This is a genomic window from Halosolutus halophilus (assembly GCF_022869805.1).
Taxonomy (GTDB): Archaea; Halobacteriota; Halobacteria; order Halobacteriales; family Natrialbaceae; genus Halosolutus; species Halosolutus halophilus.
In genome coordinates this window covers 3223971-3246978 of record NZ_CP094974.1, presented here as the reverse complement: position 1 = coordinate 3246978, position 23008 = coordinate 3223971, and the positions used below count along the sequence as shown (strand labels likewise).

Here is a 23008-nt window from a genome sequence, read left to right as displayed (position 1 = left end):
AAAGTAAGTCGAACCGTTACGCCGGTGGCGGCCCCAGGGTCGTCCGATGAGTCACTCCGATCGACAGCCACTCGAGGGAACGACGGTGGGGATCTTCCTCGCCCCGGAAGGAAGCGAAGAGGTAGAGTTCACGGAACCGAGGCAAGCCGTGTCCGACGCCGGTGCCGCGGTCGAGGTTCTCGGTAGCGAGACCGGCGAAGCACGAACCGTCAACAACGATCTCGAGTGGAGCGACTCCTACGAGGTCGAAAACACCTTCGAGGGAGTCTCGGCGAACGACTACGACGCCCTGATCGTTCCTGGTGGGACCGTCGGGGCGGACACGCTCCGGACTGACGAGGACGCGGTCGAACTCCTCCGGCAGCACCTGGCGGACGGCAAGCCTGCCGGGGTCATCTGTCACGGGCCGTGGACGCTGATCGAGGCGGACGTGATCGACGGTCGGACGCTGACGTCCTACTCCAGCCTGCAGACCGACGTTCGGAACGCGGGCGGGGAGTGGGTCGACGAGGAGGTCGTCGTCGACGACGGACTGGTCACGAGCCGCGATCCGGACGACCTCGACGCGTTCTGCGACGCGATCGTCGACGAGTTCGCTGCGACTGCCGAGTGACCGGCCGCGTCGATCGACCTGCGGCCGGCTCCGGTCGATCTCGCGATCGTCTCCGTTCCTGAACTCGTCGCTTGGGAGTGGCCGCGCCGTCGCTCACGACGTCGTCGAGAAGAGTGGTCTCGTTTCAACCCGCCGGACAAGGATCGCTATCAGTCGATGTGGCCTTCGCGGCGCAGCTGGTCGGCGTCCTGACTGGTGTAGCGCCACTCGATCGTGGCCTTCTCGTCCTGCCAGTCCCAGGGCTCGGCGACGACGATGTCGTCCTGTTCGATCCAGGTGCGGTATTTCATCCGCCCGGGAATGCGGCCGAGACGCTCTTCGCCGTCCTCACAGCGGAGCTGTACGTGGTTGCCCCCGAGGTGTTCGGTTACGACGGCGAATACTTCGTCACTGTTGGGCATACGGAGGTTCCGTCGCCCGGAGTTTTCTGTCACACCTCCACTACGAGCGGCGCACATTTAAATGGTCGGAGAGACGTGGTAGCACGACTCCATATTCTGGCGAATCGTTCGGTCGGTCGAACCTGGCCTCGACGTGTCCCGATCGAGTCCCGGCTACAGTTCCCGGTCCGAATCCGGATTCTCGAGGTCCCACAGCAGTTCCGGCAGGAAGGCGTCGAGGTTCTCGATCACCCGCCGGTCGCTGACGTTCAGCCCGTCGCAGTGGTCGTGTGCGGAGTCTCGGACGTCGACGTGGAGCTCGCCGTCTTCGCGCCAGACGCCGAGCGGAAAGACCGAACACCGGGTCGGTTTCCAGTCCTCCTCCAGGTGGAGCGAACAGAGGCCGTCGTCGCGGAGGAAGGCGCAGGCGTGCCCGTCGTCGGCGGCGTGCTCGTCGCGACCTTTCTCCTCGCGGGTGACGAACTTCTCGCCGCGAAAGTCGGTCGTCGTCTCCGCGAGGTTCGCCCGCTGGGCCAGCTCGAGGAGGTCCCGATCGTAGAGCAAGACCCCGTGGTGGCAACACCAGGTGCAGTCGTCGACGCACTCGAAGGTCAGGTCGGGATCGAACTCGACGACGACTTCCCGATCGGGGTGGACTTCGACGCGGCGCGGGGCGTCAGCGCTCACGTCGGAGGGGAGGGGATACGGGCGGAAGTGCCTTTCTTCCTGGGTCGGGACGGGCCCGTCGATCGGCGTCGTTCCTCGGAGAGCGAGCCGCCGTCCCGCCGACCGATCGAGAGGCGAATATATTTCGGTCAAGACTCTTCCGGGTGTCGCGCCGATATTCGGATATGGTCGCGACTGACTTCGACGCCGAGCGAACGTACGACGACGAGAAATTCTCGACGCGAGAGATCTATCGGAGCGATCGGCTGAAAGCGGTGCTCGGCTACTTCGAACCGGGACAGTTCATCCCCGTCCACGCACCCGACAGCGACGTCGTCATCGACGTCGAATCGGGACGCGGACTCGTCAGGGACGGCGACGAGGACCGGCACGTGGAACCGGGCGACGTGGTCGTCGTCCCCGCCGGCGAGTCCCGGGGCGTCCACGCGAACCGGGACGAACGGCTGGAGGCCCTGCTCGTCACGTCGCCGCCGCCGTCCGACGCCGAGCACGAACCGGTCCGGGTCGGCCTCCGCCGCGGCGAGTTCGATCCCGAGTGAGCGACGCCGGTTTTCGAGGCGATCGGATCGCCCGTCCGGCGCAGTCGCGGTTCCGATCTCGGATACGTTCGGGTCAATCGTTTAGGGAACGGCGTCGTAGTATCGGGCGATGAGCGACCTCAGAACCCACGACGTGCCGGCCGACGTCGACCCCGACGGGTGGGCGCTACGCGTCACCGGGACGGTCGATCGATCGCTCCGGCTCGCACCGGCCGACCTCGCGTCGTTCCCGCTCGAGACGGCGGCCGACGACTTCGCGTGCGCGGAGGGGTGGGTCGCGAACGGGCTCTCCTGGCGCGGCGTCCGCGTCGGAGCCGTCCTGGACCGCGCCGGCCCGACGGGGGACAGCGAGTACGGCCTCGTCCGCGCGATGGACGGCGACTACGCCTGCTCGTTCCCCATCGATCGCCTCTCGGAGTCGATCCTCGCGCTCGAACTCAACGGCGAGGCGCTTCCGGTCGAACACGGCGGCCCGGCACGGTTCGTACCGATCGATCCCGGGCGGGACTGCTGGGAGAGCATCAAGTGGGTGTCGGAGATACGGATCGGCGAAACCCCGTTTTCGGGGGCCGATACCGCGAAGGGACTGGCGCTGTCCCGGATCGAATAGCGACGGTCCGGGTCGGCGAGGTCACTCTCCCGCGTGTGGGCGATCCGCGATCGTATTCCGCAAGGTCCCGACGCCCTCGTAGGTGATCTCGACGGCGTCGCCGGGTTCGACCAGTCCGGGGTTCGCGGGGCTGCCGAACGCCACGACGTCACCGGGCCGGAACGTGAATCGTCGGGAGAGGTACGAGACGATCTCGTACGGATCGAACAGCATCAATTCCGTGGTGGCCTCCTGCCGGCGTTCGCCGGCGACGTCGGTCCACATGTCGATCGCCGTCGGGTCGAGATCGGTCTCGATCCACGGCCCGAGCGGGCCGGAGCCGTCGAAGGCCTTTCGCGCCGTGCGTCCCTGCTGGTCGAGCGCGTCCACGTCGTTCATGATCGTGTACCCGCGCACCACGTCGGAAACCTCGTCTTCCGGGACGTCGTGGCAGGACTCGTCGATGACGGCCGCGAGTTCACCGGCGTAGGTCAGTTCCTCGGTGAACTCGGGGTACGGAATCGGCTCGCGGTGGCCGAGCAGCGAGGCGGGCGGCTTGATAAAGAAGTCGGGTTCCTCGGGTCGCTCGTATTCCATCTGATCGAGCGTTTCCGCGTAGTTGCGGCCGACGCAGTACAGCGCCGAGGGCTCGCAGGGCGGCAGAAACGCGGTGTCATCGTCGTCGACTTCGTAGGTTCCGTGATCGCCGTGGACGACGCCGTCTTCGTACCGTCCGGTGACCGGTCCGTCGGGGGTCGAAATCCTCGCGAGTCGCATCGCCGGTGGATGGGCGGCCCGCGAATTAGTCCTACCGGTTTGATTTCGGACAGGAGCGGTTCGAAGCACCCGTGTGAGGTTTTTGTCGTTCGTCGTGGGAGCAAGGCCAGGCATGCCCGAATACGATACCGACGTCCTGGTTTCGGCGGACTGGGTCGAAGACCACCTGGACGAGTTCCAGGCGGACGATCCCGACTACCGCCTCGTCGAGGTCAACAGTCCGGAATCGCCCGACGAGGGGGACTTCCCCTCCCGGTACGACGAGGGACACATTCCCGGCGCGATCGGACTCCAGTGGGACGAGGACCTCTCCGATCGGGACCAGCGAGACATTCTCAAGAAAGACGAGTTCGAGGAGGTCGTGGGGAGCCACGGTATCAGCGAGGACTCGACGGTCGTCTTCTACGGCGACGGCTGGATCCCCAACTGGTTCGCGCTCTTCGCCTACTGGGAGTTCAAATACTACGGTCACGACGACGCCCGCGTCCTCGACGGCGGGAAGGATTACTGGGTGAACGAGGACTACCCGATGACCGACGAGGAGCCCGATTTCCCAGCGCAGGAGTACGCCGCGAGGGGCCCCTTCGAGAGCATCCGGGCCTACAGGGACGACGTGGACAAGGCCCGCGAGGCCGGCATCCCGATGGTCGACGTGCGATCGCCCGAGGAGTTCACGGGCGAGATAATCGCGCCGGAAGGGCTCCAGGAGACCGCCCAGCGCGGGGGTCACATCCCCGGCGCGTCGAACGTCCCGGTCAAGACGAACCTGCGCGACGACGGCCGGTTCAAGGGACCGGACGAACTCGAGGAACTGTACGCCGAGGAGGGGATCGACGGCGACGAGTCCGTCGTCACCTACTGTCGGGTCGGCGAGCGATCGGCGATCGCGTGGTTCGCGCTCCACGAACTGCTCGAGTACGAGGACGTCCACAACTACGATGGCTCGTGGACGGAGTGGGGAAATCTCATCCGTGCCCCGCTGGAGAAGGGCGAGGGTGACGGCTGAACGGCGTGAGGGAGTCTCTCCGCGAGCGGCGTTCGCGATCGACCGCCCGCTCAGTCTTCGCCTTTGGTCTCCCAGGCGAGCGACACCGTGAGTTCCTCGCGATCGCCGCCGAGCATCGGCGATCGTTCTTCGACCTCGACGTCGTACTCGAGGACGGACGCCGGTGTCAGCGTCAGGGTCTTGTTACCGATGCGAACGTCCGCCCGGCCTTCGCCCCGGAGTTCGCGCGCGATTTCCTGGAGGAGGTCGGCCGCTTCGTCGCGCGTAACCTCGTCCGAGCTACTGGTAGTTTCTCCCATGGGCGAACTGACACCGACGGGACAGAAATAGGTTGGCCGGGAACAGGCAGGCCCGCCTCTGGCCGCGGTCCAACCGACCCGTTGCGCTCTCACCGGAGCAGGCTCTCGAGGTTGCGAGGAACGATTTGTTGCTCGTCGGCGGCCTGTTCGGGATCCTCGGCTTCCTCGTGTTCTTCGTCTCCGACGGCTTCGGCCTGCCGTGTGACTCGATCGCGATGGGGGTCGTGATCTCGGCGCTCGGCCACCGGATCGCCTTCGACTACGACGCGATCGGCCTCCGCGTCTCGGCGGCCGATCGACGGCGGATCGGCGACCGGCGCTGCTCTCGGGCCTTCTCGATCGATGGAGCGACGAGCAAGCGTTATCTTGCTATGTGTCCACAACCAACGTGGGACATGAAGAAACTCATTAACGAACCGGCGGACGTCGTCGACGAGATGCTCGAGGGAATGGTCGCGGCCCACGACCTCCGGCGCGTCGACGGTACGGAGACCGTCGTTCGCAGCGACGCACCGGTCGAGGGAAAGGTCGGACTCGTCACCGGCGGCGGCAGCGGTCACGAACCCACGCACGCCGGGTACATCGGTGACGGCATGCTCGACGGCGCGGCTGCAGGGGAGGTGTTCACGTCGCCGACGGCCGACCAGTTGAGCGAACTGATCCAGGCCTGTGACGGCGGCGAGGGCGTCTTCTGCGTCGTCAAGAACTACGAGGGCGACGTGATGAACTTCGAGACGGCAATCGAGATGGCCGAGATGGAGGCCGATACGGAGGTCGAGCACGTCGTGGTAAACGACGACGTCGCGGTCGAAGACTCGCTGTACACCTCGGGTCGTCGCGGCGTCTGCGGGACGGTCTTCGTCCACAAGGTCGCCGGCGCGATGGCCCAGCGGGGCGGCGATCTGGCGGAGGTCAAACGCGTCGCCGAGAAGGCCAACGAGAACGTCGGGACGATGGGCATGGCGCTCACCTCCTGTGTCACGCCCGAGAAGGGCGAACCGACGTTCGACCTCGGCGAGGACGAGATCGAACTCGGGATCGGCATCCACGGGGAGCCGGGCACGGAACGGACCGACCTCATGTCCGCGGACGAGATCACCGACCACCTCACCGAGGCCGTGCTCGAGGACCTCGACCTCGGGGCGGGCGCCGAGGTCGCGACGATCGTCAACGGAATGGGTGGCACGCCGCTGATGGAGCTGTACGTCGTCAACCGTCGGCTCCAGGCGGTACTCGACGACCACGGGCTCGAGACCTGGGACGCCTGGGTCGGCGACTACATGACTTCCCTCGACATGATGGGGTGTTCGATCACGGTACTGGAACTCGACGACGAACTGAAGGAATTGCTCGCCGCCCCGGCCGAGACGCCCGCGCTGACGGTACCCGAGTAACCGACTGGTGACGACAGGATGGATCAAGAGACTCAGTCCGACGCGGTTCAGACGGCAGTCGAAGCGATCGCCGACCGGCTCTCGGTCGAAAAGCAGTACCTGACGGAACTCGACTCCGCGATCGGCGACGCCGACCACGGTGCCAACATGGATCGCGGCTTCCGGACCGCACTCGAACGCGTCGAGGAGACCGACGGCGACCCGGCCGAACTCGTCAAGACGGCGGGCGTCGCGCTCGTCTCGGAAGTCGGCGGCGCGTCCGGCCCGCTGTACGGCGGGTCGCTGATGAAGGCGAGCCAGGAACTCGAGGACGGGATTACCGCCGAAACGACGGTGGCGTTCGCGGAGCGGTACCTCGAGACGGTCGAGGAGCGCGGGAAAGCGTCAGTCGGCGACAAGACGATGGTCGACGCGCTCACGCCCGCGGTCCACACCTACAAGAAATCGATCGAGGTCGACGACTGCGAACCGATCGAGGCCCTGGGACGGGCCGTCGACGCCGCCCGTCGTGGCGTCGAGTTCACCACGCCCATTCACGCGAAGAAAGGGCGAGCGTCGTACCTCGGGTGGCGATCGGTCGGTCACCAGGACCCGGGCGCGACGAGTACGCTGTACCTGCTCGAGGAACTGCTCGACGTCGCGACCGAGTACGTCGACGGCGAGGTCGTGATCGACGCGGAGGCGGACGAGGTCCCCGAACCCGACGCCGAGGACGTCCCCGCGGACGGGGGTGAGTGATGGTCGGCATCGTCGTCGTCTCTCACAGCGAGCGAGCGGCCGCGGGTATTCGCGAGGTCGCCCGGGAGATGGGCGGCGACGCCCGTATCGAGGCCGTCGGTGGAACCGAAGACGGCCGAATCGGAACGACACCGGGGCCGATACGGGAGGCGATCGAGGCAGTTGCCGACGACGGCGGCGTCGTCGTCCTCGTCGATCTCGGCAGTGCCGTGATGAACGCCGAACTCGCGATCGAGGAGACGGCCGTCGACGCCGTCGTCGCCGATGCGCCCGTACTCGAGGGTGCGCTCAACGCGACCGTCGCGGCGACCGCGCCGTCCGCGACCGTCGAGTCGGTTCGCGAGGCCGCCGAGGACGCGCACGACGTCTCGAAGGTGTGAGGGCGTCGGCGATCGGCGGTCGAGTGGGGTCAGCGCGACTCGTCCTCGTAGCGCGCTCGAACCTCTTCTCGCGTCGCCGCGTCGAGAACCCGATCGGCCAGGTCCGTCGCGGCGTTCGCGTCGAGGTCCTGCACCTGCCGCTTGACCGCCGGAACGGCGATCGGACTCGCACTGAGTTCGTCGAGACCGAGGCCGACGAGGAGCTCGGTGACCGCCGGGTCGCCGGCCAGTTCGCCGCACATTCCGACCCACGCGCCCCCCTCGTGGCCCGCACGGACCGTCCGGGCGATCGCCCGTAGCACCGGTGGAGAGAGCGGATCCTGCAGGTCCGCGACCCGCTCGTTCTCCCGATCGGCGGCCATCACGTACTGGGTGAGATCGTTCGTGCCGAGACTGAGGAAGTCCACGCGGGCTGCCAGTTCGTCGGCGACGAACGCCGCAGCGGGCGTCTCGATCATCACGCCGAGTTCCGGAACGGCGTTGTCGACGCCCGCCGCGGTCAGGTCCTCCGCGATCGCGTGGAGTCGCTCTCGAGCCGCATCGAGTTCCTCGACGGTCGTGATCATCGGGAACATGACCGCGAGATCGTCCCCGTTCGGCGTCGCGGCCGCCCGCAGGAGCGCTCGCAGTTGCGTCTCGAAGAGGTCCGACTGCTCCTCCAGCGAGAGGCGGATGCCTCGCGCACCGAGGAACGGGTTCCGCTCGGTCCCGTCCTGCCGGTAGGGCAGTGGCTTGTCCCCGCCGACGTCGAGCGTCCGGACGATCACGCGACCGGAGACGGTCTCGAGGGCCTCTCGGTACGTCCGAAACTGCTCGTCCTCGTCGGGCGGTTCGTCGCGATCGAAGAAGAGGAACTCCGTCCGGAACAGGCCGACGCCGTCGGCACCCATCGCGACCGCCCGGTCGAAGTCCGCGGGTCCGGCGACGTTCGCGGCCACCTCGATCGATCGTCCGTCGCTCGTCGACACCGGTTCCGGGATCGGCTCGGCGGTTCGATCGGCGGCGGCCCGCTCGCGCGTTTCGTCGTCCGGATCGGGGACGACGACCCCGCGGTCGCCGTCGACGACGACCGGCGTGCCGTCCGAAACCGTCCGCAACACGTCGCCGACGCCGACGACGGCGGGGATTCCGAGCGCCCGCGTGATGATCGCCGCGTGGGAGGTCTCGCCCCCGGTGCTCGTCGCGATTCCCGCGATCCGGTCCGGATCGAACGCCGCCGTCTCGCTCGGGGTGAGTCGATCGGCGAGGACGACGGCACCCCCGGGAATCGACGGCTCCGGGTCTTCCGCCGCGGCCGTCCCGTCCGTAGCAGCGTCTCCGGCGTCCGCCTCGTCGGCGAGCAGCCGACGGAGCAGCCGATCCCGAACGTCGCGCAGGTCGTCCGCTCGCTCCGCCATCGGTCCCTCCAGTCCCTCGAACTGGTCGACGTGCTCGTCGAACGTTTCCCGGACTGCGTGTGTCGCGGGGAGTCCGTCCTCGATCGCCGCCGTGACGCCGTCCGCGATCTGGGGGTCCATCAGGAAGGCCGCGTGCGCGTCGAAGATGTCGGCTTCCTCGTCACCGACCCGTTCCGCGATTGCTTCCCGTTCCCGTTCGAGCGCTTCGCGAACCGCATCACGGGTTCGCTCGAACCGATCGCGTTCGACGTCGGCGTCGACGTCGTCCGGATCCGGCGGTGGTCCGAGTTCGACGCTCGTCTCGAGCCAGTACGCGTGTCCGACGCCGACGAGCGGTGTGACGCCGGTTCCCGCGAGTTCCCCCTCGTCAGTCATTGTCGTTCGGGTCGGGGTTCGCTTCGTCGGCGTCGGCGACGGGGGTCGTGACGATCTCCTCGAGGGCGTCGATCGCCGCCGCCTCGTCCGGCCCGTCGACTCGTAGCGTCACGTCCTCCCCGTGTCGGACGTTCAGCCCGGTGACTGCGAGCATGCTGTTCGCCGGAACGAAGTCGCCGTCGTCGGCGCGTGCGATCGTTACGTCGGCCTCGTACCCGCTCGCCGTCGAGGTGACCGTTGCGGCCGGCCGGGCGTGTAATCCGTCCGCCGGCACGACGGTGACCGTCCGTTCGATCATGCGATTCGTCCTCCCGGGAGACCGGTGCGTGTAAATCCCATGCAGGACTAGTCGCGGGAACGACCAAAACAGTTCCCCGGTTCGAGCACGGCGTTTACTCCTCGATTACGAGGTAGGTTCGCTCGCCGCGGTGTTCGAGCGAGACCCGATCGGTCTCGACGTTCGATCGGACGAAGGATTCGATCCCGGCCGCGTGCAGATCGGTGACGTCGATCCGCCGGCGGCGGTCGGGATCGCGGCGGTCGTGTTCGTGCGTCACCAGTTTCTCGCGCGTGCTCTGGGCGTCGGTACCGTCCATTATCAGTGCCATACTCGTCAATCGGCCTGATAGTACGTCAAACCGATCCGTCCGCGGTGAAAGTGAAAGTGCGGGACGGAGCGGCGCTCTCGACGAAATCGTGGCTCGGACCGTCGCCCATCGCGATCGACGCCTCAGCCGAGTCGCTTCAGTTCGACGCGATGTGGGCCGTCGTCGGTCTCGAGCGTGACCGACCCGGCGATCGCCTCGCGAGCGCGGTCCTGCCACGCCGCGACCGCCTCGGCGTGCCGTTCCCGGATCCGGTCCGCGTCGTCCGGATCCGCGTCCGCGAGCGCCGCCTCGAGTCGGGGATACTCCGCGACGACGTCGTCCTCGAGGATGTCAGCGGGCGAGAGGTGGACCGCGCCGGTCAGTTCGGTGTCGTCGACGCGGTAGACGTGGATCCGCGCCCGCATCCGGCCGTGAAACGGCGGCGTCACCCGGAGCACGGCGTCGCCCGGATTCTCCTGGCTGTACACGAAGGCGTCGACGGCGTCGTCCGGCGACACGGCGAGCGAACGGATCACCGATGGATCGTCCTCAGCCATAGGGCGATCGTACGGCCCGCGACGGTTTAGCGTCCGGGTTCGACGCTGGTCCGTGTCACGGGCGACGGTCGCCATTTCCGATCTCGATCCCACCTCGATCCCGATCGGTGCGGGCTACGTCAGTCGCACTCCGCGAGCGGCGGTCGAAACACGTCGGCCCGGACGTCCGTCGAGACGCCGTAGGTCGCCTCGGCGACCGACGACGGGAGTTCCGGGTCGTTGCCGTCGTAGTGGGCCCGCAGCGATGCCCGGACGGCCTCGCGGACGCAGGCCCGCGTCGCCGCGCCGACCGCGGTGGCGCTCCCGGAGAACGACGCGGCGGTCCCCGACGGATCGTGGCCGACGACGATCGCGTCCGTCGTCGTCCCGGGGAAGCCGGTCTCGGCCAGCAGGGTCGCTGCCTTCGCCTCCGCGGCGACCGCGATCAGGTTGGCGAGCGCGCCGTCGGCGAGCGCCCGCGTCGTGCCCACGACGACGTTGACCGTCCCCTGGGTCGCGTCGGGGTCGGTTTCGGCGACCACCTCGCGTCCGACCGTCCCCGTCGGATCCATCGGCAGCGCCGCGGGATTCGAGACGCCGGCCGTCGCGTAGGCGGTGACCGGGCCGCAGCGTGCGCCCCGGGCGTCCTCGATCGCGACGCCCGTAAACAGCACGGGCCCGTCGCCCACCCCGTCGAAGCCCGCCCGATCGAGCCGATCGGTGGCGTAGGCGTCGAGTGTCGTCTTCTCCCACTCGGCGGGGACCGAGACGTTGTACGCGGCGTCGGCCGTGACGCGACCGCCGTCCGGGCCAGTCGAGAGCCACTCGGTGTCGGGGCGGGCGACCTGGAGCACGCCGTCGCGACGGGACGCGCCGTAGGCGGGGTCGACCGGTTCAGCCATCGCTCTCGAGTGCGTCGAGGAGTCGATCGTTCGATCGCCGATCCTTGATCGCGACGCGGACGTGCGAGTCGAGCGCGCGGAACGTTCGCGCGTCGCGGATCGCGACCCCGTCGTCGCGGGCCGATTCGATCACGCTCTCGACCCCGCGATCGCCGACGTCACACAGGAGGTACGGCGCGTCCGACGGATGCACGTCGAATTCGGTCTCGAGCGCGGTCCGTACCCGCTCGCGCTCGCTCGCGACCCGATCGCGAGTCGCCCGGACGAACGCGTCCTGGCGGAGACAGTGGGCGCCGACCCGCGCCGCGGGCGTTCCGAGCGACCACGCCCGTCTCGCGGTCTCCAGCGCGTCTCGACGATCGCCCGTCGCGACGGCGAAGCCGGCGCGGAGTCCGGGGAGGCCGAACAGTTTCGTGAGCGATCGTGCGACGACGACGTGCTCCGCGTCGAGACGGGCCGCCGACGGCAAGTCGGTGAAGCCGAGAAACGCCTCGTCGACCAGTAGCGTCGTCCCCGCCTCCGCGCAGCGATCGGCAAAGGCCGCCAGCGCGTCGGGGTCGGCGGCCTCGCCGGTCGGGTTGTTCGGCGTACAGACGACCGCCAGCGCACAGCCGTCGAGGACGTCGGTTCCGATCGAGAGCACGTCCTCGTGGTAGACGAACTGCGGACTCGCTCCCTGCAGCCGGACTTCGCGGGCGTACTCGCCGAAGCTGGGGTAGGGGATCAGCGCCCGATCGCCGGGTGCGAGCACACTTTCTATCGCCAGCCTGATCGCGGCCAGTCCGCCGGGCGTCGGGATCACCCGATCGGGCGCACAGTCGACGAACGCCCCCGCGGCCACCCGAAACTCGGCGTAGTCGTCGTCGGGATACCGGCGGGAGTCCTCGAGCGCCGCCGCGTAGACGTCGGCCGCGCCGTCCGGGGTCGCGGGGTTCGTGTTGGCCGAGAAGTCGAGCAGGTCCCGATCGGACTCGCCGCCGTGAGGGACCCGCTCCCCGGACCGGATCGCGTCAGGATCCACGATCGGCCTCCGTGGCGGTGTCGTCCGAGTCGCCGGTCGCCGCCGCAGACTCTTCGTCCCCGTCGGCCGCCTCGATCCCGAGTCTCGCACAGACCGTCTCGAATCGGTCCCGCACGGCGGCCATCCGTCCGTCGGGGACGAGCGAGAGCGCGCCGCCCATCGCGACGCCCTCCTTGGCTTCGCCCGCACAGTACCGTGCCATCGCGACGTGATCGCGTTCGTCGAAGCCGGGATCGGTCACGACGAGGTCGCAGTCGAGTCGATCGCAAGCCGCCCCGAGGCTGTCACCCTGCTCGGCCGCGACGAACGAAGTTGTCGCGATCGACAGCGGCGCGTCGATCCCGGCGTGGCGCAACAGGGCCGCGACGGCGACCATCTGCGTCCCGCCGGCCAGCGTCACGTCGGTTCCCGACTCGATCGCGCCGGCCGCGATGCCCAGGACGGTCGGCTGGACGGGATCGCCCACCGCCTCGATCGCCGCGAGCGGGTCGCCCTCGCAGGCTCCCGCCTCGAGGTCGCTCGCCGCGAGACCCTCGTCGACGACGCGGCGCTTGCGCTCGATCGGGTTGGTAGGGAGGGACGACGAGACGCCGATCGGCTCGCCGAGGGCGGTGAGGACGCCGAGGGCGGTCGTCGTCCCGCCCGGTACGGTCTCGCCGATCACGATCTCGTCGTCCGGGAGGCCCGACCCGTAGCCGAAGGCTCGATCGAAGACCGAGGTCGCGTCGGGGACGGCGGTCTCCTCGCGGATGTCGGCTCCCGGACGCGCGTCGAGGTCGATCGTCGGCGCGGCGGTCGACCGGGCGAGTCCGGCGTCGACGACCGCGAGGTCGAAACCGACCACCTCGCGGACGGCCCGCGTGACGGCGGCGGGCGTCGGACACCCGTTCGGGCTCACGGGGGTGACGGGCGCGGCCGTCGGCTCCCCGTAGACGAGGATCTCGACGTCGGCCGAGGGCGTGTGTTCCATCAGCTCCGGGGCTGCACCGGCCGCGCTGATCCCGTCGATCAGCGCCGTCTCGGTCGTGCCGGCGGGGAGGATCACGCGCACGGATCATTCCTCCCGGCCAGGCGTTCGGCCGCGATGTCGGCGTCTGCACGTCGGTTCACGTTCACCGCGAGTCGTGGATCGTAGGACACGTCAGTCATGGTCCGGTCAGTACTGCCGACGACGTTGATCCCCGTCGGCGCGAGGTGTGTTTGCGGTTCGAGGCGCGAGTCGATGCTCGCGCCGAGCCGTCGCTTCAGTGCGACGGGGACGGCGACGGTCCGCGATGGCGCGCCGTCGCCGTCGTCGCTTCCGTCGGAGCGATCGAGGACGCGATCGATCACCGGTCCCGCGAGCAGCGGCAAATCAGCTGCGACGGTGAGGATCGGCGGCTCGATCTGGGGTCGATCGAGCAGGGCCGTCAGGTCGGCGACGTAGCCGTCCCCGGCCGTCTCGATCGTTCTCGCGTCCTCGCTCCCGTCGAGGTGGGCGCGCGTCTCCGGCGCGTTGGGCGAAACGGCCGCGTACGCGGTCCCGACGCCGCTCTCGTCGAGGGCCGCCAGAACGCGATCGACCATCGGGCGGCCGGCGATCGGGTGCAGCGGCTTCTCGTGGCGGCTCTCGAGGCGGGTTCCGCGCCCGCCACACATCACAACAGCGTCCACGCGATCACCCCCGCGTGCACGCCGGCGACGCGTCCGATCTCGTTGGCCGCGCCGAAGATATCGCCGCTGAGACCTCCGAGGTGGCGGGTCGCCCAGTACCAGGGGAGGCCGATTCCTCCGATCGCACCGCAGAGCGCGATCGCGGCGGCCGGATGCGGCCACGTGAGCGCGACTGCGGGGAGGCCGACGACCGCGGGCGCGACGAACGAGCGAGGCGCGGCACCCGCCGTGAACTGCCGCCCCATCCCCTCGTAGCTCGCCGTTCCGAAACAGCCCATCGCCGCCATGCCGAGTTTCGTCCCCACCTCGGCCGCGATCGCGATCGCGACGGCCGCCAGGACGGGGAGCCCGGCGAGGCCGAGTCCCCCGAGCGCGAGTCCGACGACGGTGATCGACACCGCGAGGAGCGCCCCGACGCCGGTCGTCGTATCTTTCAGCACCTCGCGGCGGCGGTCCACGTCGCCGTGGACGACGAGCGCGTCGCCGAGGTCCGCCACGCCGTCTACGTGGTGGACCCCGGTCACCGCGTAGACGGCGAGCAGGTAGCCCAGCGCGACGCTCGGTGCGGAAAGGGCCTCCGCCGCGACCAGCGGCAGGGCTGCGATCGCGCCCGTCACGAACCCGACGATCGGGAAGGCCGCCGGCGTCGTCCGGAACGCCTCCCAGTCGCCCTCGCGGTGGGGCGCGGGGAGTCGCGTCAGGAAGCCGATCGCGCCGCGGACGGCACCGAGCCAGCGTCGCATCACGGAGTCACCTCCGTTCCTGCCAGGACTGCGTATCGGAGTAACTCGAGTCGGTCCCAGCCGATCGAGGCGGCGATCGCGAGGAGGACGGCGATGGAGACCGCGACGGCCGCTGCCAGTCCCACGAGGGAGACCGCTCGCTCGCCGTCCGCGACCGTCGGCAACGCCAGATCGGGCGCGAGATCGTAGACGCCCGGTTTCGTGAGTCGGACGTCGAGCGCGCAGGCGAGCGTCGCCATCGGCCACCCGGAGTTCGGCGACGGGGGCTCGCGAGCCCACTCGCGCGCCCGTCCCAGCACCAGCGGATCGGCCGCGGCGACGGCGATCGTCACTGCCGCGACCCGGGCGGGGAGCCACATCACGGCGTCGTCGAGGCGGGCGCTCGCGGTCCCGATCGGTTTCGAGGGGTAGCCGAGCATGGAGTCGAGCGTGTTGACGCCTTTCACCCACGCGGCGGCGGCCGCGGCGGCCGGGAGCGAGAGCGGGGCGAGGACGGCGAAGGGAAGCAGCGTCGCGACCAGGCCGTCGGCGAGGTTCTCGCCCGCGCTCTCGATCGCCGCGCTGCGGATTTCGGCCGACGAAAGCGCCGACGCGTCCCGTCCGACGAGGCCGCGAACCCGCTCCCGAGCCGTCTCGAGATCCGTTTCGGTCGTACCGACGACCTCCTCGGTGAGATCGAGCAGCGAGCGCAGGCTGACCGACAGGAAGAGGACGACGCCGGCGGCCACGGGACCGGCAGTCGGGTGACCGGCGGACGCTACGAGGACGGTTCCGCCGGCAACGCCCGCCGGGACGAGCGGCGCGACGAGCGCGATCCCGACGCCGACCAGTCGCTGGACGCGGGCGTCGTCGTGCCAGTCCCGATCGAGGACGGCGACGAGGCGGCCGAACCACGCGACGGGGTGGGACGCGGTGGGCGGCTCGCCGACCAGCAGGTCGAGGCTGAACGCCAGCCCGAGCACGGCGAGCGTCACGAGGATCACGGGGTCGGTCCCCTCCGATCGGTCGGTCCGGTTTCGGCGACGGCTATCATGGCTCGTCCCCCAGGTCCAGGGTCGCGAGTCGCTCCGGGATCTCGTCGATCGACACGTCGCCGAGCAGCAGTGCCGTCCCCCCGACGGCGTCGACGCCGCCGTCCGTCGCCGGATCGTCGCCGACGTGGACGAGATCGGCGGGGTCGACGTCGAGTTCGGCCGCCGTCAGTTCGAAGATTTCGGGCGCCGGTTTTCGCCAGCCACAGCCGACGCTCGTCACGACGGCGTCGAAGTCGTCGCGATCGAAGTCGGACCTGACGAGCGTCCGGCCGACCAGTTCCGGGACGCTACAGTTCGAACAGAGCGCGACCGGACCCCGCTCCCGGGCGGCCGCGACCGCCTCGGGGGCACCCGGTCTCGTCTCGACGGCGGGATCGAACGCGGCGACGACGGCCCGTCTGGCCGCGTTGTGTTCGTGGTCGACGTCGCGGCTCGCGAGCGCGCGCGAGACGTGGGCCGGAAGGGGAACCTCCGCCCCCTCGGGCGCGTCGACGTGCGGTTCGGCGTACGCGTCCGGCCAGTCGTCGGGGACGGCGACGTCCCGTTTCGCGAGTTCGGTCGCGATGGCCGTCGCTGGATCGGCCGGCCGATCGACTGTCACGAGGGTCCCGAAGAGGTCGAACGATACGGCCACGTTCGTGTGACTAGCACAAGCTGACTTTAGCTTCGCGGTCCGATCGCGCCCCGCGAACGTTTGGACGGGTTTGTGAATACCCCTTTGACGGGCTGGATTCGACGAACGAGTATGACGCAGCGACAGGCACCGTTCGTGTCCCGACTCTCCGGCGCTGTCAGACGAACCGTCCGGCGCTGTACGACGGCCAGTGGAGGAGTGGCGGAGGCGCCCACAGATCGGGCTGGCGCGGACCACGGTGGGGCGGGGGTTGACACTGCGGCACGGGCCGAGTCGACGGATCGATCGGCACCGACGGCACGGTCGAGACCGAGCACGGAACCGTCCAGACGGCTCCTCGACCCGGAGCAGGGACCGACCAGCCGGAGCGAGATCCTCGAGTACGGTATCTCGCCCGAGGCGTACGTCCGGGCCGTCCTGGAGGATCGCGACGGTCGGCTGAAACAGCGCCGCTTCGCGGACGAGTACGGCTGGTCACCCTCGACGGCGAGCCGCCTCCTCTCCGACCTCGAAGCGCGAGGCGCGATCGAACGGTACCAGCTCGGTCGCGAGAAAATCGTCTGTCTGCCGGACGACGTTCCCGCACCGCTCTCCTGATCGGGTTCCGAGGTCCCGCGACCGGGACGAGAACGCGATTCGCGTTCGGACCGTGCCACGAACTCGGTGGTTCGGTTCCGGTGTCGACGAACGGGTACGCTCGATCGGTGAGGAGACGTCGAAGAATCGAGAGCCGACCGCTCAGGCGAGCCGGGCGAACGCGAGGTTGCCGGAGATGTTCTTGATGTATATTTCGACCACGTCGCCCTCCTCGGCCCCGGGGACGAAGATCGTGTACTCGCCTTTCTCGGCGACGCCGTCGCCCTTGCGGCCGGTACCGGTGATCTCGACCGTGTACGTCTTGCCCTCCTCGACGGCTTCCTGTTGCTGTTGTTGCTGGCTGCTGGTCGAGCGTTTGGTCACCGGCCGGAACGCACCACAGGCGTCACAGCGCAGCATCGGGGTGCGGTCCTCGCGGACGAGGCGGGTGTCCGGCAGGCCACACTCCGAACAGAGGACGTACTCGTCCACGTATGCGTCGATCGCCGCGTCGAAGTCCTTCTCGGAGAACGAGCCGTTGTAACGGGCGCGCCCGTCCTCGAGTTTGCCGCTGGTCCCGAGTTCGCGCTGGATGAACCGGTGGAGGTGCTCGTCCTCACGGGAGAGCACGTCGGCGACGTCGCCGAGGTTCGTAAACCGCGTGAATGCGCCGTCTTTCTGCGCCTGCGGGTCGGGGATCTGTAATCGCTGCTGGTCGCCCCCGATGTCGGGGACTTCGTCCATCGCTCGGTCGAGACTCGATTCGTAATCCATACACGAACGCAGTGCCCCGTAACGTAAATCCGTTCTGCTATCGTCGCTCCCTCGCCGGATACGGGCGTCGATCGGAGCAAAGCACCCGGTTCGGATCGGGACCCAGTACCCGGTTCCAACTCGATCGCGGGTGACGGCTCCGGCCCTAGAACTGGTCGTTTCCGCCGTCGCTGATCGATCCCTGTTTCTCCTCGTCCAGCCGGCCCAGGTCGCGTTCGGGGTTCGCCTCGTTGGGACTGCCCGCCTCGCCGGTGATCTCGCCGTAGACGGCCTCGCGGACCTCCTCGGGCGACTCGAACTGTTCGTCCGTCAGTCGATCGAAGACGCTCCCCAGCGACTCCGTCTCGTTCGGCATGTCGATCGGCTCGCTGCCGTACTCCGTCGCGAGTTCCTCGCCCGTGACCGGGTACTCCACGTCGCCGAGGTGACGCTCGACGTCGTCGAGGATCGACTCGGTGGTGTCGGCCCGCCGGGACTTTCGCTGTTCGGCGCGATCCTGGACGCGATCGCGGCTCGGGGGGTCGTCGCTCATGGCCGGTACTATCACGACAGCGTGTAAAAGCGGCCGGCCGGCGATCGCACGTGTCCGGTCGCGACGAACAGCTGTCGAGCCAGCGGGCCGTCACGCGGCGTCGCTCACTCTCGTAGCCACTGAAACGATGTACACACTGATCGCAAAGCCGTCCTGCGATCAGGTGTGCATTGACGTTCAGTGGCTACTATCGTAGGCCGTCGCGACGTACGGCGAGGCCGCGCTGCGGGCGAGCGCACCGTAGTCCAGTTCGAACGCGAGGGTGTCGCCCGGTCGAATCGACTCCTGGACCGCAGTGACGTCGAGGACGGCGTGGTCGCTGCTCGCTCCGAGGACGTCGATGCTCTCCCGAACCGCCGTCAATCCATCGACGGGGGCGTCGACGCGGCCCATCGCGACGATCGCACGGTCCCGGACGCCCCGATCCTCGACCGTCGGCGACTCCCCGAACGCGTCGCGGCCGGTCGGCCCCGCCGGTGTGGACGGTTTGGCCTTGCACTCGATCACGTCCGCGGACAGGACGACGGCGTCGGTCTCGAACCCTGGCAGTGGCTCGCCGGTGGTCGGATCCGTCCCCAGCAGGATCGCCTCGCCGATCCGGAGCTGGGTCACGCGCTCCGGGAGGTCGCCGTCGAAACACAGCCCCAGGGTGTTGGAACTCCCCGCGGAGCAGATCGGGAACTGCCGACCGATCGACTCCTCGGCCCGCTCGAGGCAGTCGACGAACCGCGATACCGACTCCACGGTCGGAACGACGCCGTTGAGCGAGCCGGTGTGGGCGGCCACCCCCGCGACCTCGATTCCGTCCATCTCTGCGGCGACCGAAAGCGTCGCCGCGAGATCGTCGAGCAGGACTCCCTCACGTCGGTCACCGACGTCGACCGCGAGCACGACCCGATGATCGATGCCCCGTCGCGATGCGGCGGCCGCGATCGCTCGCAGCACCGACGGCTCGGACTGGAACGAGACGTCCGCGTCACGGACGACGGCGTCGATTTCGTGGCGCATCGGTGGTCTGAGCAGGTAGCGGTCGCAGTCGACCCGATCGCCGAGCCGTCGCAGGTTTGCCAGCCGCGAATCAGCGATCGCGGTTGCGCCGCCGTCGACCATCGCCCTCGCGACCCGGGGATCGCCCCCAACGCCCTTCGTGACGCCGACGAGATCGCCGTCGAACCGATCGGCGATCCGGCGCGCGTTCCGCTCGACGATCTCGGGTCGAATCGTCAGGATCGGGGCGTAATCCTGCCGATCCCGACTGGGATCGTCGATCACGGCTCACCCCGCGAACGCGGTCGTCGCGTCGACGAGAATACGAGCCACGTCGACGACCTCGTCGGTGTAGACGAACTCGCCGGCGCCGTGGATGTTCTCGCCGTCCGGACCCACGATCACCGTCGGGAGTTCCGCGCGGTGGCCGAAGTAGCTGAAGTCGCCGACGCTCGAGAAGTAGCCGATCGCGGGCGTTTCGCCCGTGACCGACTCGGACGCGGACTGCAGCGACCGGACCAGCGGGTGGTCCTCGTCGGTGACGTACGGCCCGTAGCGGACGTCCGGCGCGGGGGCCTCCCGGAATCCGATCTCGACGTCGGAGCCGAGATCGAGGTCGTCGACGACGCGCTCGGCGTCGGCCAGCACGACGTCGGCGTCCTCGCCGATCACGACGTGGCGATCGACGATCAGGCGACAGCTCTCCGGGACCGAGAGCGTCACGCCGCCGCCCTCGATCGACAGCGGACAGACCGATCCGTCGCCGAGCTTCGGGTGCGATCCGACGTCCATCTCCGCGAGCGCGCCCGCCAGCGCGCCGGCGTCGACGACTGCGTTCTGGCCCTTCTCGGGCTGAGAGCCGTGGGCGGCGTGGCCCCGAACCGTGATGTCGTAGAGGAACCGTCCGCGCGCGCCAAGCAGGAGCGCCGGGTTCTCGATCTCGGTCTGGGCGAGGATCGGGCCCGGCTCCGTGACGATGACCGCGTCGCAGTCGTCGGTGATGCCGTCGCGGATCATCTGATCCGTGCCGAGCCCGTGGGGGCCCTCCTCGTCGACGACGGCCGAGAGGACGACGTCGCCCCGCAGGTCGGCGTCGGCGAGCGCCCGGAACGCAACCATCACGGCGGCCAGCCCGCCCTTCATGTCGCAGGCGCCCTGCCCGTAGAGCTTCCCGTCCTCGATCCGCCCGGAGAGCGGGTCTTCGTCCCACTCTTCGACAAGCTGTACGGTGTCGACGTGAGCGTTCAACAGCAGTGTCGGCGCCTCGGAGTCGCTCCCCTCGATGCGGGCGAGAACGTTGTTGCCCTCGAAGCCCGTGAGATCGGGTTCACTCACCGGGTGGTACTCGGGGTCGAGCCCCTGATCGTCGAGCCACTCGTGGACGAACTCGACGATCTCCTCCTCCTCGAAGTACGGGCTCCGTATCCTCACGAGGTCCTGCAGCAGTTCGATCGTCTCGTCGGCGTCGATCTCGTCGGCCGGCGTGCGCGTTTGTTCGCTCATGATAGTCAGTCGTCCGCGGGCGTCCCGTCGTCGGCGATCGTCGGTTCGTCGACGAGCGCCGGGCTGTACTCGTCGGTCGGCACGCCCGGAAGCGTGTCGAGGATCGCGTCGACGTCGGCGTCGGAGCGCTTGCCCAGGTACCAGTAGACGGCGAACACGGCGAGGCCGATCGCGAGCCACGGGACGTAGATCACCATCGATCCCTGGTAGGACTGGGACAGCAGGAGGACGCAGCCGCCGAACCCGAGCAGACCCGGGACGAAGATCCACCGGCCGGGGTCGAAGGCCGCCTCCTCGCACAGTTCCGGCCGCCTGAGGTAGACGAACATCGCGGTGAAGGACGTCGCCCCGTACGCGATCAGGTAGCTGAACGTCGCGATGGCGATGACCTGGCCCAGCCCGCCCGTCCACAACGTCAGGCCGACCGACACCGCAAACAGCGTAAACAGCGACCAGTGGGGCGTCCGCCAGCGCTCGTTGACCTCCGAGAACTTCTTCGAGAACACCTCGTCCCACGACCAGCAGTACGGCAACTTGATGCCGGCGGCCATCACGGCGTTGACGCTCGACGCGGTCGCGAGCAGCCCCCCGAAGCCGACGACGGCGGTCGCGTTCAGCGAGAGGAACGTCTCGGCGGCCGTTGACAGCGGCCGGTCCGAGGCCGCGAGGACGGTGTAGTCGCCGACGACGCCGTAGATCACCGCGGCGGTCCACATGTACAACACGATCAGGACGAGCGTCCCCCCGGCCATCGCGAGCGGCAGGTTCCGCGAGGGGTTTTTCACCTCGGCGCCGATATCCCCGGCGACGGCGATCCCGATGTACGCGTAGAACAGCGGGACGGCGGCGGCGAGCGCGCCGTCGAATCCGCCCGTGAAGAACGGCGTGTAGTTCCCGGCCTCGATGGAGAACGTCCCGGGGATGACCAGTACCGCGATCGAGACGAGCAGCAGGATGAAGATGACGTTCTGGGAGATGCTGTACCGCTTGGCGCCGAGCATATTGATCACGAACAGGACGCTGATCAGCCCGATCCCGGCGAACCGCGGATCGACGGCCGGGTAAAACACCTGCAGGTAGCTGCCGAACCCGATAGCGAGCACGGAGACGGCTGCCATATAGCCCAGCCAGAGCGACCACGTCGCGACGAACCCGGCCAGCCGGTTCCGGAACACCCGCGTGACGTAGGAGTACGTCGACCCGGCGGCGGGGAAGATCGTCGCGAGCCAGCTGTAGTTGACCGCGATCGCCATCGCGATCACGCCCGACAGGGCGATGACCAGGATGACGCTGGGACCGGTCGTCGTACTGGCTGTCCCGAGCGTTACGAACAGCCCGGCGCCGAGCGTCCCGGCGACGACGGTCGCGATCGCGCCGAGCGGACCGATGTCGCGCGCGAGACTTTGACCGGACTTGTCATCAGTTGCCATGGGTGATAATAACAAGGTGATCCCTGGGGTTAACCCCCCACCCTAGGTACACAGGGACCGGTCCAGCCGGTCGCTTCGGCGCGTCTACGTCGACTCGGGATCGAGAAGCTTCGCTTCCGCTTTCCGGAGGTGTTCGAGCAGCGTCGCTTCGGAGATGTCGAGTTCCGCCGCGAGATCGGCGGCGGCCACTTCGCGCGGCCAGGTGTAGTAGTGCCTGCTGCGGGCGAGTTCGAACACTTCACGCTGGCGCTCCGAGAGCCGGTCGGTCCGGAACAGTCCGTTCGTTAGGCCGTCGTGAAGCGATCGCAGCGACTCGATCCGAACGCTCGCTGACTTCTCGTCGCGGATCTCGTCCAGTCGTTCGGCGATCGTCTCCCGGTCCTCGTGGATCACGACCGTCCAGTACTCGCGTCCGTCGGCCATCCGGACGGGTTCGTCCGGGATGAACCCCCGCGAGACGAGCGCGTCGTCGATGCTGTTGGTCAGTTCGTACTCCACGACCAGCCCGGTCGTGACGCTCTCGGGATCCGGCGTGCCGACGTCGGTCGCGTAGTGGTGGTCGGCCTCCCAGACGGCGTCGGTCAGCGGCGAGGCGTCGACGGCGTCGACGAGCGCCTCGACGTCGGCGAGCGACTGCCCGTACGCGGTAAACCGTCCGGTAGCCTTCCCGTCGATGGCGTAGACGCCGTGACCGAGCAGACCGCCGGGAGCGCTCTCGGTGACCTCCAGCGCCCAACAGTCGGGGTGCCAGATGTCCAGCACCAGCCGCGAGCCGGCGGCCCGCTCGTCGGCCTGAGTGATGGTCACGGTGTGTGTTGCCATACGACAAGTAACGACAAAAAGGTGGCCGCGCACGCGTCGCACAACGGGGTTCCCGTCCGCTCTCTGCTCCTTGCCCAGTCTCCGCTGCGGTGCCTGCGCG

General features: G+C 68.7%; 29 protein-coding genes and 1 pseudogene. 9 read left to right on the top strand and 21 right to left on the bottom strand.

The window, feature by feature from the left end; all coding sequences use genetic code 11:
- The first annotated feature begins 46 nt into the window (after positions 1-46).
- Complete coding sequence (locus MUG98_RS15930; protein WP_265108422.1) at positions 47-613, top strand: type 1 glutamine amidotransferase domain-containing protein; 567 nt, start codon at positions 47-49, stop codon at positions 611-613.
- 149 nt (positions 614-762) lie between these two features.
- Here MUG98_RS15930 and MUG98_RS15925 read toward each other — a convergent pair whose 3' ends face one another.
- Both MUG98_RS15925 and MUG98_RS15920 read right to left on the bottom strand, forming a co-directional pair.
- A complete protein-coding gene (locus tag MUG98_RS15925) occupies positions 763-1014 on the bottom strand; it encodes a translation initiation factor eIF-1A (protein ID WP_004216827.1) in 252 nt (83 codons plus the stop codon).
- A 153-nt stretch (positions 1015-1167) separates the two neighbouring features.
- Entirely contained in the window at positions 1168-1680 is a 513-nt protein-coding gene (locus MUG98_RS15920; RefSeq protein WP_265108421.1) for a YkgJ family cysteine cluster protein, read from the bottom strand.
- Between the two features lie 164 nt (positions 1681-1844).
- Here MUG98_RS15920 and MUG98_RS15915 point away from each other — a divergent pair, with 164 nt between their 5' ends.
- Both MUG98_RS15915 and MUG98_RS15910 read left to right on the top strand, forming a co-directional pair.
- Positions 1845-2219 (top strand): cupin domain-containing protein, encoded by a 375-nt coding sequence (locus tag MUG98_RS15915; RefSeq protein ID WP_265108420.1) that lies wholly within the window; start codon positions 1845-1847, stop codon positions 2217-2219.
- A 109-nt stretch (positions 2220-2328) separates the two neighbouring features.
- On the top strand, positions 2329-2829 hold the full coding sequence (locus MUG98_RS15910; protein ID WP_265108419.1) for a molybdopterin-dependent oxidoreductase: 501 nt from the start codon (positions 2329-2331) through the stop codon (positions 2827-2829).
- A gap of 21 nt (positions 2830-2850) precedes the next feature.
- On the opposite strand, the gene MUG98_RS15905 is transcribed toward MUG98_RS15910, so the two are convergent.
- Positions 2851-3585, bottom strand: a complete 735-nt coding sequence (locus tag MUG98_RS15905; RefSeq protein WP_265108418.1) for a fumarylacetoacetate hydrolase family protein — start codon at positions 3583-3585, stop codon at positions 2851-2853.
- Between the two features lie 112 nt (positions 3586-3697).
- Between MUG98_RS15905 and MUG98_RS15900 the strand changes: the two genes are divergently transcribed.
- The gene (locus MUG98_RS15900; protein WP_265108417.1) at positions 3698-4591 is read left to right on the top strand and encodes a sulfurtransferase; all 894 of its coding nucleotides are present in this window, start codon (positions 3698-3700) and stop codon (positions 4589-4591) included.
- A gap of 50 nt (positions 4592-4641) precedes the next feature.
- Here the strand turns inward: MUG98_RS15900 and MUG98_RS15895 are convergent, their stop codons facing one another.
- Entirely contained in the window at positions 4642-4890 is a 249-nt protein-coding gene (locus MUG98_RS15895) for an amphi-Trp domain-containing protein (RefSeq protein WP_265108416.1), read from the bottom strand.
- Positions 4891-5057: 167 nt separating this feature from the next.
- On the opposite strand from MUG98_RS15895, the pseudogene MUG98_RS25665 reads away from it, so the two are divergent.
- From MUG98_RS25665 to dhaM, 4 genes and pseudogenes are all read left to right on the top strand, one after another.
- Positions 5058-5108: pseudogene (locus MUG98_RS25665) on the top strand (hypothetical protein); the annotation flags it as partial.
- Between the two features lie 177 nt (positions 5109-5285).
- Positions 5286-6284 carry a dihydroxyacetone kinase subunit DhaK gene (gene dhaK, locus MUG98_RS15890; RefSeq protein ID WP_345779801.1) on the top strand — a complete coding sequence of 333 codons (999 nt, stop codon included), beginning with the start codon at positions 5286-5288 and terminating at the stop codon, positions 6282-6284.
- An 18-nt stretch (positions 6285-6302) separates the two neighbouring features.
- A complete protein-coding gene (dhaL, locus tag MUG98_RS15885) occupies positions 6303-7022 on the top strand; it encodes a dihydroxyacetone kinase subunit DhaL (protein WP_265108414.1) in 720 nt (239 codons plus the stop codon).
- On the top strand, positions 7022-7402 hold the full coding sequence (dhaM, locus tag MUG98_RS15880; protein ID WP_265108413.1) for a dihydroxyacetone kinase phosphoryl donor subunit DhaM: 381 nt from the start codon (positions 7022-7024) through the stop codon (positions 7400-7402). The genes dhaL and dhaM overlap by 1 nt, the downstream gene beginning before the upstream one ends.
- A 29-nt stretch (positions 7403-7431) precedes the next feature.
- Here the strand turns inward: dhaM and ptsP are convergent, their stop codons facing one another.
- The 11 genes from ptsP to MUG98_RS15825 form a co-directional block, all read right to left on the bottom strand.
- Positions 7432-9174: a phosphoenolpyruvate--protein phosphotransferase gene (gene ptsP, locus MUG98_RS15875; protein WP_265108412.1), complete on the bottom strand. Its 1743-nt coding sequence runs from the start codon at positions 9172-9174 to the stop codon at positions 7432-7434.
- Entirely contained in the window at positions 9167-9469 is a 303-nt protein-coding gene (locus MUG98_RS15870) for an HPr family phosphocarrier protein (RefSeq protein WP_265112473.1), read from the bottom strand. The genes ptsP and MUG98_RS15870 overlap by 8 nt, the downstream gene beginning before the upstream one ends.
- 97 nt (positions 9470-9566) lie before the next feature.
- Positions 9567-9782 (bottom strand): hypothetical protein, encoded by a 216-nt coding sequence (locus MUG98_RS15865; protein ID WP_265108411.1) that lies wholly within the window; start codon positions 9780-9782, stop codon positions 9567-9569.
- 122 nt (positions 9783-9904) lie between these two features.
- Positions 9905-10318, bottom strand: a complete 414-nt coding sequence (locus MUG98_RS15860; protein ID WP_265108410.1) for a DUF8009 family protein — start codon at positions 10316-10318, stop codon at positions 9905-9907.
- Between the two features lie 119 nt (positions 10319-10437).
- The gene (locus tag MUG98_RS15855; protein ID WP_265108409.1) at positions 10438-11199 is read right to left on the bottom strand and encodes an adenosylcobinamide amidohydrolase; all 762 of its coding nucleotides are present in this window, start codon (positions 11197-11199) and stop codon (positions 10438-10440) included.
- On the bottom strand, positions 11192-12220 hold the full coding sequence (locus MUG98_RS15850; protein ID WP_265108408.1) for a threonine-phosphate decarboxylase: 1029 nt from the start codon (positions 12218-12220) through the stop codon (positions 11192-11194). The genes MUG98_RS15855 and MUG98_RS15850 overlap by 8 nt, the downstream gene beginning before the upstream one ends.
- Positions 12210-13271, bottom strand: a complete 1062-nt coding sequence (gene cobT / locus MUG98_RS15845) for a nicotinate mononucleotide-dependent phosphoribosyltransferase CobT (RefSeq protein WP_265108407.1) — start codon at positions 13269-13271, stop codon at positions 12210-12212. Before cobT ends, MUG98_RS15850 begins: the two co-directional genes overlap by 11 nt.
- The gene (locus MUG98_RS15840) at positions 13262-13858 is read right to left on the bottom strand and encodes an NTP transferase domain-containing protein (protein ID WP_265108406.1); all 597 of its coding nucleotides are present in this window, start codon (positions 13856-13858) and stop codon (positions 13262-13264) included. The genes cobT and MUG98_RS15840 overlap by 10 nt, the downstream gene beginning before the upstream one ends.
- Positions 13858-14616 carry an adenosylcobinamide-GDP ribazoletransferase gene (gene cobS, locus MUG98_RS15835; protein ID WP_425601053.1) on the bottom strand — a complete coding sequence of 253 codons (759 nt, stop codon included), beginning with the start codon at positions 14614-14616 and terminating at the stop codon, positions 13858-13860. The genes MUG98_RS15840 and cobS overlap by 1 nt, the downstream gene beginning before the upstream one ends.
- Positions 14616-15599 carry an adenosylcobinamide-phosphate synthase CbiB gene (gene cbiB, locus MUG98_RS15830; protein WP_265108404.1) on the bottom strand — a complete coding sequence of 328 codons (984 nt, stop codon included), beginning with the start codon at positions 15597-15599 and terminating at the stop codon, positions 14616-14618. The genes cobS and cbiB overlap by 1 nt, the downstream gene beginning before the upstream one ends.
- Positions 15600-15645: 46 nt before the next feature.
- Positions 15646-16284, bottom strand: a complete 639-nt coding sequence (locus tag MUG98_RS15825) for an HAD family hydrolase (protein WP_265108403.1) — start codon at positions 16282-16284, stop codon at positions 15646-15648.
- 111 nt (positions 16285-16395) lie between these two features.
- Here MUG98_RS15825 and MUG98_RS15820 point away from each other — a divergent pair, with 111 nt between their 5' ends.
- Positions 16396-16881, top strand: coding sequence for a helix-turn-helix transcriptional regulator (locus MUG98_RS15820; RefSeq protein WP_265108402.1), 486 nt, complete (start codon positions 16396-16398; stop codon positions 16879-16881).
- A gap of 141 nt (positions 16882-17022) precedes the next feature.
- On the opposite strand, the gene MUG98_RS15815 is transcribed toward MUG98_RS15820, so the two are convergent.
- The 6 genes from MUG98_RS15815 to MUG98_RS15790 form a co-directional block, all read right to left on the bottom strand.
- Positions 17023-17634: a translation initiation factor IF-2 subunit beta gene (locus MUG98_RS15815; RefSeq protein ID WP_265108401.1), complete on the bottom strand. Its 612-nt coding sequence runs from the start codon at positions 17632-17634 to the stop codon at positions 17023-17025.
- Between the two features lie 145 nt (positions 17635-17779).
- Positions 17780-18166, bottom strand: a complete 387-nt coding sequence (locus tag MUG98_RS15810; protein WP_265108400.1) for a DUF5789 family protein — start codon at positions 18164-18166, stop codon at positions 17780-17782.
- 177 nt (positions 18167-18343) lie between these two features.
- A complete protein-coding gene (locus MUG98_RS15805) occupies positions 18344-19438 on the bottom strand; it encodes an alanine racemase (protein WP_265108399.1) in 1095 nt (364 codons plus the stop codon).
- 3 nt (positions 19439-19441) lie between these two features.
- On the bottom strand, positions 19442-20656 hold the full coding sequence (locus tag MUG98_RS15800) for a M20 family metallopeptidase (RefSeq protein ID WP_265108398.1): 1215 nt from the start codon (positions 20654-20656) through the stop codon (positions 19442-19444).
- Between the two features lie 5 nt (positions 20657-20661).
- On the bottom strand, positions 20662-22086 hold the full coding sequence (locus MUG98_RS15795) for an APC family permease (RefSeq protein WP_265108397.1): 1425 nt from the start codon (positions 22084-22086) through the stop codon (positions 20662-20664).
- A gap of 84 nt (positions 22087-22170) precedes the next feature.
- Positions 22171-22908 carry a helix-turn-helix domain-containing protein gene (locus MUG98_RS15790; protein WP_265108396.1) on the bottom strand — a complete coding sequence of 246 codons (738 nt, stop codon included), beginning with the start codon at positions 22906-22908 and terminating at the stop codon, positions 22171-22173.
- Between the last annotated feature and the right edge of the window lie 100 nt (positions 22909-23008).